Origin of the sequence: Mesorhizobium sp. M0998 (genome assembly GCF_040318885.1) — a bacterium.
In the GTDB taxonomy this organism is placed as follows: Bacteria; Pseudomonadota; Alphaproteobacteria; order Rhizobiales; family Rhizobiaceae; genus Mesorhizobium.
In genome coordinates, this window is sequence record NZ_JAMYND010000036.1 from 40,900 (window position 1) to 52,579 (window position 11,680).

Annotated in this window: 10 protein-coding genes; 8 read left to right on the forward strand and 2 right to left on the reverse strand. The window is 60.1% G+C overall.

Translation table 11 applies throughout. The features are described from left to right. Nucleotides 1-173 precede the first annotated feature (173 nt). The 3 genes from NKH59_RS26500 to NKH59_RS26510 are packed head-to-tail and all read left to right on the forward strand — an operon-like array spanning nt 174 to nt 3,321. Nucleotides 174-1,403, forward strand: a complete 1,230-nt coding sequence (locus NKH59_RS26500; protein WP_353023503.1) for a tyrosine-type recombinase/integrase — start codon at nt 174-176, stop codon at nt 1,401-1,403. Beyond that, nucleotides 1,403-2,326 carry a tyrosine-type recombinase/integrase gene (locus tag NKH59_RS26505; RefSeq protein WP_353023505.1) on the forward strand — a complete coding sequence of 308 codons (924 nt, stop codon included), beginning with the start codon at nt 1,403-1,405 and terminating at the stop codon, nt 2,324-2,326. The genes NKH59_RS26500 and NKH59_RS26505 overlap by 1 nt, the downstream gene beginning before the upstream one ends. Then, nucleotides 2,323-3,321 carry a tyrosine-type recombinase/integrase gene (locus NKH59_RS26510; protein ID WP_353023507.1) on the forward strand — a complete coding sequence of 333 codons (999 nt, stop codon included), beginning with the start codon at nt 2,323-2,325 and terminating at the stop codon, nt 3,319-3,321. The genes NKH59_RS26505 and NKH59_RS26510 overlap by 4 nt, the downstream gene beginning before the upstream one ends. A gap of 427 nt (nt 3,322-3,748) precedes the next feature. On the opposite strand, the gene NKH59_RS26515 is transcribed toward NKH59_RS26510, so the two are convergent. After that, complete coding sequence (locus NKH59_RS26515; protein WP_353023509.1) at nt 3,749-4,642, reverse strand: LysR family transcriptional regulator; 894 nt, start codon at nt 4,640-4,642, stop codon at nt 3,749-3,751. Nucleotides 4,643-4,751: 109 nt separating this feature from the next. Between NKH59_RS26515 and NKH59_RS26520 the strand changes: the two genes are divergently transcribed. The 5 genes from NKH59_RS26520 (at nt 4,752) to NKH59_RS26540 (ending at nt 10,882) form a co-directional block, all read left to right on the forward strand. Then, nucleotides 4,752-5,915 carry an NADH-dependent flavin oxidoreductase gene (locus tag NKH59_RS26520; RefSeq protein ID WP_353023511.1) on the forward strand — a complete coding sequence of 388 codons (1,164 nt, stop codon included), beginning with the start codon at nt 4,752-4,754 and terminating at the stop codon, nt 5,913-5,915. Nucleotides 5,916-5,948: 33 nt separating this feature from the next. Then, nucleotides 5,949-6,782 carry an SDR family oxidoreductase gene (locus tag NKH59_RS26525; protein ID WP_353023513.1) on the forward strand — a complete coding sequence of 278 codons (834 nt, stop codon included), beginning with the start codon at nt 5,949-5,951 and terminating at the stop codon, nt 6,780-6,782. A 238-nt stretch (nt 6,783-7,020) separates the two neighbouring features. Next, nucleotides 7,021-7,512: a (2Fe-2S)-binding protein gene (locus tag NKH59_RS26530; RefSeq protein WP_352910148.1), complete on the forward strand. Its 492-nt coding sequence runs from the start codon at nt 7,021-7,023 to the stop codon at nt 7,510-7,512. Next, nucleotides 7,509-8,501: an FAD binding domain-containing protein gene (locus tag NKH59_RS26535; protein WP_353023515.1), complete on the forward strand. Its 993-nt coding sequence runs from the start codon at nt 7,509-7,511 to the stop codon at nt 8,499-8,501. The genes NKH59_RS26530 and NKH59_RS26535 overlap by 4 nt, the downstream gene beginning before the upstream one ends. Then, nucleotides 8,498-10,882: a xanthine dehydrogenase family protein molybdopterin-binding subunit gene (locus NKH59_RS26540; protein ID WP_353023518.1), complete on the forward strand. Its 2,385-nt coding sequence runs from the start codon at nt 8,498-8,500 to the stop codon at nt 10,880-10,882. The genes NKH59_RS26535 and NKH59_RS26540 overlap by 4 nt, the downstream gene beginning before the upstream one ends. Before the next feature lie 64 nt (nt 10,883-10,946). Here the strand turns inward: NKH59_RS26540 and NKH59_RS26545 are convergent. Further along, on the reverse strand, nt 10,947-11,680 hold a 734-nt coding region (locus NKH59_RS26545; RefSeq protein ID WP_353023517.1), incomplete at its 5' end, for a LysR substrate-binding domain-containing protein.

Below are 11,680 nucleotides of genomic sequence, written 5' to 3' on the forward strand. Positions count from 1 at the left end.
ATCGGAAATTCCGCGTCTTCACCTTGATGCCGTCGATGTGCTCGTATGGATCTTATCCCGAGTCGGAGACTATGCCGATCAAGCTGCCTAGGCCACGGGACTTTCGGTAAAAAAGGCCACCACGGCTCGGCATAGTATTCTGCCCTCCTTGCAACGATGCAAAGGAGAGCAAGATGACCTGCACCATTAATCTCTACAGCCACCAGCTATGGCAGCGATTTGACGGATGGATTTTTCGAGACAACGTCGATGCTTACATCACTTGGATGCACGCTTCCGGTTATCGGACGCAAACAATCTGCCGCGCGATAAGGACGGTCGGGGATTACGCCCGGTGGCTCATCGACCATCATCACGATGGGAGTGACGTTTCTCGCAAGACGGCTTCCAGCTTCCTGAGCTACCGAAGGAAGCTGGGCAAGCTCCAAAACGGTGATCGATCGGCGATCTTGCGGTTTCTCGGCGAGCTCCTTGAAGCTGGCATCGTTCTGAGCCCGCCGGTGACTGATCCACATGAGCAGGTCCTTGACTCGTTCAGCGAGTACCTCAGACGAAAGCGAGGGCTTCAGCCCAGCACGATCGAGTCCAGCGTATATTACGTGTTGCCGTTTCTCAGGGAGATCTGGAACGGCACGGACGACCTAAGGCAGATATGTCGACAGGACGTCGTGAACTACGTTGATCGGCATGTTCATGATCGCAGCGTCAGAACGACACAAAGCATATTCACACGGCAGCGGTCCTTCCTGCGATACCTGTTTGCCGAGGGCCTGCTTGATGAAGACCTGTCATCAAGCATTCCCGCTATTAGCGGGCGCAGACACGCAGCATTGCCGAAGTTCCTGACGCCTGTACAACTGCAGAGCGTTCTCAATGCTTGTGATCGCACCACGCCCGCAGGGCGCCGCGACCATGCAATCCTGCTGCTGTTGGCTCGCCTGGGACTGCGCGCCCATGAGGTTTCAAAGCTCTCGCTGGACGATATCGATTGGGGCTCCGGCGTGATCTCCATCACTGGTAAGGCGGGAACGCAGTCGGTGTTACCTCTGCCGTGCGACGTCGGCGCCGCGATCGTCGACTACCTGGTAAACGATCGGCCATCTTCAGCATCTCGGCAGCTCTTCCTGCGCCTGCAGACGCCGAAGGTGGGTTTTCCTACCGCAACCGGTATCATTTTGGTCGCCACGAGGGCTTTAAAGCGTGCCGGCATTACCGGAATCGCAAACGTTCGCTCGCATGTATTCCGACACACACTTGCGACAGATATGGTTCGGTCCGGCGCCACTCTAAATGAGATCGGCCAAATCCTCCGGCATCTGAGCCACGACACCACACGGATTTACGCGAAGGTGGATCTTCCGCGTCTGCGCCTGCTGAGCCTTCCCTGGCCGGAGGCCACCTGATGACAAAACTCCACGACTTTCTCGAAGCGTATCTCCGGACAAAGCGTGCTCTCGGTTTCAAACTCGAGGATGGCGATGGCAAGCTCCGCAACTTCGTCGCGTTCATGGATCGACAGGGAGCGACCGTCGTCACAGGCAAGCTGGCGATAGAATGGGCGGGAAGCTCGGCCGGCCCGGCAACGTGGGCGATCCGGCTCTCCGCGGTCCGAACATTCGCCCGGTATCTCGCCGACCTTGAGCCACGGACCGAGATCCCCCCGACTGGGGTGTTCCCGCAGCATCACCGGCCGCAACCCCATATCTACACCGCTGAGGAGATCGAAGTCCTCCTCTCGGAGATAAAGCGATGGCGTTCCAGGAACGGCTTCGGGCAATGGACCTTCCATTGCTGTATCGGCCTGCTCGCGGTGACCGGAATGCGACTCGGAGAGGCGATTCGGCTCAAACGTTCCGATGTCGATCTTGATGCCGGGGTCATTTCTGTCGAGGAGTCGAAGTTCGGCAAATCGCGGATCGTTCCAGTCCATCACACAACTGCATCAGTGCTTCAGGATTATTGTGAACGACGGGATGCCAGCCCAGCAAGGCGGCTGGGCGATCGCTTCTTCGTCGGCGAACGCGGCAAGGGCCTCTACAAGCAGCGCGTCGAGTTCGTCTTCATCACGAGTATGCGGCGTGCGGGTCTTCGTGGAGCGGTCGGCACGCGCGGGCCGAGGATTCACGACCTTCGACACACCTATGCCGTCAACACGCTCTTGCGATGGTATGAGGCCGGTGACGACGTCGACCGTATGCTTCCGATCTTGTCGACCTATCTCGGACACACCCACACCCGCGACACGTATTGGTATCTTTCAGCGTGCCCCGAGCTCATGCGCCATGCCGCCGATCGGCTGGAGAGCAGATGGGGGGATGCGGTATGAATCCGACGATCCTTCCGTCTTTGATCGAGCGGTTCTTCACTCAACGACTGATGCAGCAGCGGAACGTCAGCCCCAACACGATTGCCTCCTACAGGGATACCTTTCGACTCCTTCTTCGTTTCGCGTCGAAGAAGCTCGGCCGACCGCCGTCGCGGTTGAACCTTACGGACCTTGATGCCCGTCTGATCGCTGGCTTCCTCGAGCATCTGGAGACCGAGCGGAGCATCGGAGCACGATCGCGCAACCTGCGTCTGACGTCGATCAGGACGTTCTTTCGTTTCGTTGCGTTCGAAGAACCGGCATATAGCATGCAGATCCAGCGTGTCCTGGCGATCCCACCAAAGCGCGTCGCCCGCCGGGAAGTGGAGTTCCTCAGCCGAGCCGAGATCGAGGCTATCCTCGCTGTCCCCAACAAGGCGACGTGGGCAGGCCGTCGCGACTACACGCTGTTGCTCGTGGCAGTCCAGACGGGCTTGAGACTGTCCGAGATTACCGGCCTCGATCGGGACGCTGTACAGCTCGGCGTCGGCGCGCATATTCGATGCTTCGGCAAGGGGCGCAAAGAGAGAAGCACCCCGCTGACCAAACTGGCACGGGAGGCCGTCAAGAAGTGGCTGACGGAACCAGCGCACAACGGTGCGACCGCGCTGTTTCCCACCATCCACGGAGATCGCATGAGCGCGGATGCTGTGCAATTTATGTTGTCCAAATACGTGAACGTCGCAGCGGAGACCTACCGCTCCCTGCGTTCAAAACACGTTTCACCCCACACGCTCCGGCACAGCGCCGCCATGGAACTGCTATTGGCCGGCGTCGACCTGGCGGTGATTGCGCTTTGGCTTGGCCATGAATCAATTCAAACAACACAGACCTACCTCCATGCTCATCTCGCGCTGAAGGAGGCGGCGTTGGCGAAGGTGACGGCTATGGAGGGGCAAAAAGGCATGCGCTTCAAGGCGGGCGACAAGCTGCTGGCATTCTTGAATGCGCTTTGATTTCTCAATGTCGGTGCCGGGCAGCCACTTGCCCGGCGCCAATCTCCATGCTCGGATCCTCATGATAGACTTTCCAGCTAGGGGCCAAGGGTCGATAAGCTTGGCCGTCAGCTCACGACTTCGAGTCAGTCTTTCAGGCTGGGCTGCGGAGCACCCGGAACATGCCGTTCATTCAGCACCTGCTTTTCGGCTTACGCGGGGCCGGAAGCGGAATGGCGGCTTAGGGGCTCTGAATTCTGGAATCGGAGTTCACCGCAACGCAGTCCGTCAGGGTAAGTTGAGACTTTTTCGAGGGCGAGCTGGGCGCGCCTGTTCTCCCAGAGCGGGCCTTGATTGTCGACGTCCCGCGAGGTTGTGCATATGAGAGACGGATACCTCATACTATGCCAAGGTAGAGCGGCATGTTTGAATGCGGTTCTGCCACCTGTCACGCCTTGAAACGGAGGGCCTCGAGAAGTAGAGCGAAGGCTGCGGTGTGCTGGCGTCGGCTGGGGTAATAGAGGTGATAGCCTGAGAAGGGTTGGCACCAGTCTTCCAGTACCCGGATAAGGCGTCCGTCTGCGATGAACGGAGCAACCTGGCTTTCAAAGGTGTATGCTAAACCGAGACCGTCAAGAGCCGCATCCTCGAGCATTTCACCGTCATTGATGACGAGTGGGCCATTCATCCTGACTTCAAGTTCCTCCCCGCCTTTCTCGAACTCCCAGGCAAAGAGCCCGCCGCCTGTCTTCTGGCGGTAGCTGATGCCTCTGTGTTCCCCAAGTTCGCGCGGTGTCTTTGGAAGGGTTCGGTTTGCAAAATATGACGGTGATCCGACCACCGCCATGCGCAGGTCCGGGCCGATCCTTATTGCCACCATATCCTTCTGGACCTGCTCGCCGATCCGGATACCGGCGTCGAATTTGTTTGCAACGATGTCAACCAGCCCCTCGTCCAGGCTCAATTCCACTTCGATATCCGGATACTCCAGGAGGAGTTTGGCGATGACGGGCCACAGTACTGACTTGGCAGCATACCGGAATGTCGTCAGGCGAATGAGGCCAGCGGGCTTGTCGCGCAGGGCGGTGACGGCGGCGATCTCGCTTTCGATGTGATCGAAGGCCGGTCGTAGGCTTCGCAGCAAGCGCTCTCCAGCTACCGTCACGGACAGGCTGCGTGTGGTGCGTGAGATCAGCCGGACTCCCAGGCGCTGTTCCAGCGTCCTGACAGCGTAACTGAGCGCGGACTGCGATAGACCGAGCTTTGCTGCGGCGCGTGTGAAGCTGCCTGCCTCTGCTACGGCGATGAAGACGGCCAGCTCGCTGAAATCTCCGCGCCTCATTTATCAACCCCATTTCTAACTTCATGCGGATTGTAACGGCTAATCATATCGAGTCCTATTCGCTATTTCACCCCGGAGACAACGAAACGCGCGTCGAAAGGGAAACGCTGTGGACACCTCACGACAGATCTTCCAGCCGTTCCAATTTCCGAACGGGTTGAGCGTCGACAACAGGATTGTCATGGCGCCGATGACCACCTGGTCGGCCAATGACGACGGAACGGTCTCCGATGCGGAGATCACCTACTACCGGCGTCGGGCAAATGGCGTCGGACTTGTGCTCACCGGCTGCACCCATGTCTTGCCCGACGGCATCGGCTTTGCGGGCGAATTCGCCTCCTACGACGATCGTTTCATCCCAAGCCTCTCAAGGTTGGCGTCAGCGGCCAAAAGCGGCGGGGCCCTGGCCGTCCTGCAAATCTTTCATGCCGGGAACAAGGCCGTGCCGGCACTTATACCCGGCGGCGAGATCGTCAGCGCCAGTGCGCTCGAAGTCCCGCCCGGCCCCTTCAATCCGGGCGGTGTGAAGACACGTGCACTGTCGAATGACGAAATCCTCGCGATCATTACCGCCTATGGCGAGGCGACACGACGGGCCATCGAGGCAGGCTTCGACGGCATCGAACTGCATGGCGCTCACGGATTTCTGATCCAGAACTTCTTCTCGCCTCTCTACAATCAGCGTGGCGATGAATGGGGCGGCACGCTCGAAAATCGGATGCGTTTCCCGATCGCCGTGATGCGTGAGGTAAAGCGAGTGGCCACGGCACATGCGAACCGCCCCTTCCTCGTGGGCTACCGGGTGTCACCCGAGGAACCCGAGTCAGGTGGCTTGCGTATTGCCGACACGTACGAGCTGATTGAACGTCTTATCGATGAAGGTGTGGACTACCTCCATGCATCTCTGACGAGCGTTCTCGAGGCAAAGCCTATAAAGGCGCCCGAGGGCGACACCATCGCCGGCCTGATCACTCACCGAGCCAGCGGTCGGGTCCCGGTCGTTGCCGCGGGTCAGGTCAGGACGCCTTTTCAGGCCGAGCTCGCCCTGGCGACAGGCCTCACGCTCGTCGCGGTTGGGCAAGGACTGGTGATGAACCCGGAGTGGGTCCAGCTGGCAAAGAGCGGCCGCGAGGATCTGATCGAGACCGAAATCCGGCCGTCGAGCGTTCTGGGCATCGATATTCCAGCGAAACTATGGGGTGTGATTCAGTCCGCCACCGGGTGGTTCAAGATCACCGCTGAGACGGACGTCCCAAAAGCCAACGCCGCATAAATTGAAAAGATACTGGGTAGGAAGGATACGGCTATGAGTAGAGTATGGTTGATTACCGGCGCTGGGCGAGGCATGGGCCTCCACTTTGCCAAGGCGGTCTTGGCGATCGGCGATAAGGTCGTTGCGACCGGCCGTAACCCGGCTCGGGTCGCCAAGGCGATCGGCCAATCGGATAATCTTTTGGTCGTGACGTTGGACGTGACCAAGCCGGCCGACGCCGATGCCGCGGTGAAGGCAACCCTCGACCGCTTTGGTCGCCTGGACGTGCTCGTCAACAATGCCGCGGGCTTCTATGCGGGCTATTTCGAGGACCTGACTCCGGCCCATATCGAACTTCAGCTCGCGTCCACCCTGACCGGGGCCATGAATGTCACCCGTGCAGTCCTGCCGGTGATGCGCGCGCAGGGTTCTGGCAAGGTCATTGCAATCTCATCGACGGCAGGCCTGGTTGGTTTCGAGTTCTGTTCTGCGTACGCGGCGGCAAAATTCGGCGTGGATGGCTGGATCGAGTCGCTGCAAGCCGAGGTGGCGCCGTTCGGCATTGAAACCATGATCGTGAACCCCGGGTTTTTCCGCACGGAGCTGCTGACGGACGAATCCACTCAATATGCTCCGTCATCCGTTAGCGATTACAGCGAACGTCGCGCCCAGCAGATAACGGGTTGGAAAGCCGCGAACGGCCGGCAAGTCGGCGACCCGGCCAAACTCGCGCAGGCGCTGATAACTCTGGTCGACAAGCCGGAGCTGCCCCGTCGCTTCATCGCCGGCGCCGATGCTCTTGGCATGGTCAGGCAGAAACTCGCTCTGCTGCAGCAGCAGGTCGACGCCCATGAGGAGCTATCCAGCTCACTGGCCTTCGACAGCTGAAGGTTCGCATTCAGCACCACCACTCGCAGGTGTATTCATGAGTGCCATTGATAGGCTCATGCGAATTTTGAGGGCTAATTCGAATGTCGCGTCCGTGCTCTCCTGAGGGTTGCTTAGGCAACCGGCCGACGACAGGGCCTTCGGAATAGACTTCCTTTCCGACTGATGCCGCAGGCTTCGTCGGTCCGGTCGACTTCGCGAGAAGTCCCAATCCCCGCTCGCCACTCGAGGAGACGACATGTCAGAGCCCCGACAGCTAGCCTTGGACATCAACAGCCGCCGCCACCAGTTCAATCTTGACGCACGCGTGACCCTGCTGGACGCACTACGCGAGCATGCCAACCTGCCCGGCACGAAGAAAGGCTGCGATCACGGCCAGTGCGGTGCCTGCACAGTTCACGTCGAAGGTGAGCGCGTTCTGAGCTGTCTCACCTTGGCGGCCCAGGTCGAGGGCCGTCAGATCACAACGATCGAGGGCCTGCAGACAGCCGACGGTGTGATGCACGCGGTTCAAACTGCCTTTATCGAGCACGACGCTTTCCAGTGCGGTTATTGCACCCCAGGCCAGATCATGTCGGCTGTTGCCTGTATTCGCGAAGGCCACGCCGGTACGGACGAGGACATCCGCGAATACATGAGCGGCAATATCTGCAGGTGCGGCGCTTACCCCCATATCGTCGCCGCGGTGCGCGATGCTGCCAGCCGCCTCAAGAAGGAGGCAGCACTATGAGAACGTTCGAGTATCTCCGCGCCGAAGACGCCGCAACGGCGGTTGCTGAGGCTGCCAAGCCCGAGACCCTTTTTCTCGCGGGCGGCACCACGCTCCTTGACCTCATGAAGCTGAATGTCGAGCGCCCTGCCCGCGTGGTGGACATCACCCGCCTTTCCGGGCTCGACACGATCGAGGTGTCTGCGGATGTCATTCGTATCCGCGCCCTTGCCAAGATGAGCAAGGTCGCGGCCCACGCAGACATCAAGGAAGCGGCACCGGTTCTCTCCGAAAGCCTGTGGCGCGCCGCCTCGGCGCAGCTACGCAACATGGCGTCCATCGGCGGCAACCTGATGCAGCGAACCCGCTGCACGTACTTCCGCGACCCCGGCGCCTATTCGAACTGCAACAAGCGCAATCCCGGCTCCGGATGTGCAGCGCTCGAGGGTGTCAACCGCAACCACGCGGTGCTTGGCACGAGTGACGCGTGCATAGCGATCTATCCGGGAGATTTTGCAGTTTCCCTGGTGGCATTCGACGCCACGGTCATCGTCCGGGGAGCTTCCGAACGCAAAATTCCCGTCGACGAATTCTTCCTGCTCCCGGGCGATACCCCCCATCTCGAGCACCAGTTGGCGCCAGGCGAGATGATCGTCGGGATCGAGATCCCGCGTTCGGCCGCGTTGAAGCGCTCCCATTATCTCAAGGTCCGCGATCGCGCGTCTTATGAGTTCGCGGCAGCCAGTGCTGCCGTTGGTATCGAGATGGAAGCGGACGGCAAGACGATCCGCGATGTGCGCATTGCAGTTGGCGGCGTTGCCACCAAGCCATGGCGCCTTCGTGCGGTCGAGGATGCGCTCAAGGGAAAGACACTCGACGAGGCAACGCTCCGCACTGCTGCTGCAGCTGCCGTCGATGGCGCAAAGTCGAGGGGACACAATGCGTTCAAAATCGAGCTGGCACCGAAGGTCGTGGCACGCGCCCTGATGACGGTAGGAGATATCGCATGACACATGGCAACGAGTTCGAACTCAACCGGCGTACCGTCATGAAACTCGGAGCAGGCGCAGCCGCTGTGGCCACCGCTGGGGTTGGCTTGTCGGGCGAAACAGCTTTTGCAAGCGATCCCACTAAATCCAAGGGCTCTGTGCTCGGTGCGCGTCTGTCGCGCGCCGAAGGCCCGTTGAAAGTCACCGGGCAGGCCCGCTATGCGATCGAGCAGAAGCTGGAGAACTTGGCTTATGGCGTTTCCGTCCAATCGACACGGCCGGCAGGGCGTATCGTCAATATCGATACTTCGGCCGCCAAGGCTCTGCCGGGCGTCTTGGACGTCTATACCGCGCAGAATTCCCTGAAGCTCAACAAGCCGACCGTCTACAGCAAGGGCGGCGGAGCCACCGAGGAATTTACCCCAATTCAGGACGATGTGGTCCGCTTCAACGGCATGCATATCGCGCTCGTGGTCGCTGAAACCTTTGAACAGGCAACGGAAGCGGCAAGCCTTCTCAAGGTGGAATATGAGGACGGCGACCCTATTCTCGACATCAACGATCCCAAGGCAAAAGCCCAGCTCATCGATCCCATGGGTGCTGCCTGGGGCGATGCCGCGACAGCCCTGGCCAATTCCGAGGTCAAGGTAGACGTCACCTACACGACATCACGCGAATACAATGTGCCGATAGAGCCGCATGCCTGCATCGCTTCCTGGGAGAACGGGAAAATCACCGTCTGGGAGCCCAGCCAGTGGGTTGGCGGGGCTCGAAGCGTCGTGTCGGAATGGCTCGGCATCGACATCGAAAATGTGCGGGTGATCTCGCCTTACGTCGGCGGCGGGTTCGGGTCCAAGATCGGGGCACATCCACATGTGGGGCTGGCTTGCGCGGCCTCACGGAGGCTCAGCAGGCCCGTCAAGGTTTCTCTCACTAGACCGCAGACCTTCACCGGCCTTGGCGGCCGACCGGCAACTCGGCAGACCCTGTCGATCGGCGCCTCGAAGGACGGAAAGATAAGCTCGATTGTCCATGAGAGCTGGAACGAGACAGCGATCGACGAAGTCCACATCGAGGCTTGCAACAATGTGACGAAAATCATGTATGCGATGCCGAACTTCTCGTCACGTCTCAACGTCGTGCCGGTCAATACGGTTCAGCCTGGCTGGAAACGGGGCCCCGGCGAAAACCCCAGTGCTTATGCTCTGGAAAGCGCGATCGACGAACTGGCGTACGCGCTCAACATTGATCCGATCACGCTTCGCCTTGCCAACTGGGCGGAGATCGATCCCAGCAACAGTATGCCGTGGACCACTCGACAGTTGCGCGAAGCCTATGCCGCCGGCGCAGAAGCCATCGGCTGGTGGAACAGGAACCCGGCCCCTCGCTCGATGCGCGAAGGCCGCGAGTTGATCGGTTATGGAATGGCCGCCGGGTCATACCCCATGATCCGGACTGCGAGCGAAGCCAAGATCGTATTCCATGCCAGTGGACAGATCGAAGTCCTCAGCGCAGGCACCGACATGGGAACGGGGACCTATACCATTCTCGCCCAGACCGCGGCTGACGCTCTGGGTGTTCCCGTCGAGACCGTCGCGGTGCGGCTTGGCGATACCATCCTCCCCAGATCGGCGCTCGCTGGCGGCTCCCAGCAGGCCAACAACCTGACGGGAGCGGTGAACAAGGCGGCCAAGAATGCACGGGATGCCTTCCTGGCGCTTGCCGCATCCGATCCGAAGTCGCCGCTGGCAGCCTCGAAGGCGACTGACCTCACGTTCGAAAACGGCTCGGTACGGCCGACCCGTCGACCGACCGGCGGCATCAGCATAGCGGAACTGTTGAAGGCAGTGGGCACAGACAAACTGGAAATCGAGGGCAACACCTTTGCTCCAGGCGCCACCGAAGAGACGAAGAATGGGGCCGACCGCAGTTTCGCCCAGTTGAAGGGCGCGGTGGAAGGAGGCGTCTCTGCCCATAGCTGGTGTGCGCATTTCGTGGAAGTTCGCATCGATGAGGATTTTGGCACGATCCGTGTCAAGCGCATGGTCTCGGCATTCGACAGCGGCAGGATCTTCAATCCGAAGCTTGCCGAAAGCCAGTGGATCAGCGGTATGGTGATGGGTCTCGGGCAAGCTCTCCTGGAAGAGGGTTACGTCGACCAGCGGGACGGACGCACCATCAACGCGAATTTTGCCGACTATGCCGTCCCGGTCAACGCCGATGTGCCCGACATCCAAGTGATTTCGGTTGGTATTCCGGACATGCAGGCAACTGCTCTGGGGGGCAAAGGAGTCGGCGAGATCGGTGTCGTAGGGGTCGCCCCAGCGATCGGGAATGCCGTCTTCCACGCGACCGGCAAACGCATTCGAAGCCTTCCAATCACGCTGGAAAAGCTCGCTTGATGCGCCTCTGGTGACCCTTGCTGCGCGAATAGGCGAGCATTCAAAGAGTACGCTTCTAAAGGGGTCAGATACGATGGCGGAGCGCCTCCACGATCACCGCCATCGCAGGCGAGAGCTGTCGCCTGCTCGGGTAGTAGAGGTGATAGCCCGCAAACGGCGGGCTCCAGTCGTCAAGCACGAGCCTAAGGCATCCCTTGGCGATGTGGTGGCTGACGAGGTTTTCCGGGACATAGGCGATCCCGAAACCGCTTATCGCAGCCTCGATCATGGGAATGGACGAATTGAAGGTGAGTTGGCCTTCCACCCGCACACGAAGGTCGCGGCCATCCTTGGCGAATTCCCAGACATATAATCCGCCGAACGTTGCCTGCCGCATATTAATGCAGTCATGATCGACCAGATCCTGGGGTGCGGTCGGAACCGGATGGCGGGAAAAGTACTCCGGCGAAGCCACGGCCACGAGCCTCCAATCCGGCCCGATCCTCACTGCGATCATATCCCTGTCGATGCTCTCACCAAGCCGCACGCCTGCGTCGAAGCGCTCCTCCACAATGTTCTTCATGCCGTTGTCGCTGTAGAGCTCGACGCGCACGTCAGGATAGTCGCTGAGCAAGGGCTGCAGCTTCGGCCAGACGGTCGTCTGGAGCGCATGGTCGGACAGCGTGATACGGACCGTTCCAGAGGGCTTGTCGCGAAAGGCCACCAGGCTTGCAAGGTCGGCTTCGATTTCCTCGAAGCGGGGAACAAGAGATTGGAAAAGTCGCTCGCCGGCCTCGGTCGGTGCGACGCTCCGCGTCG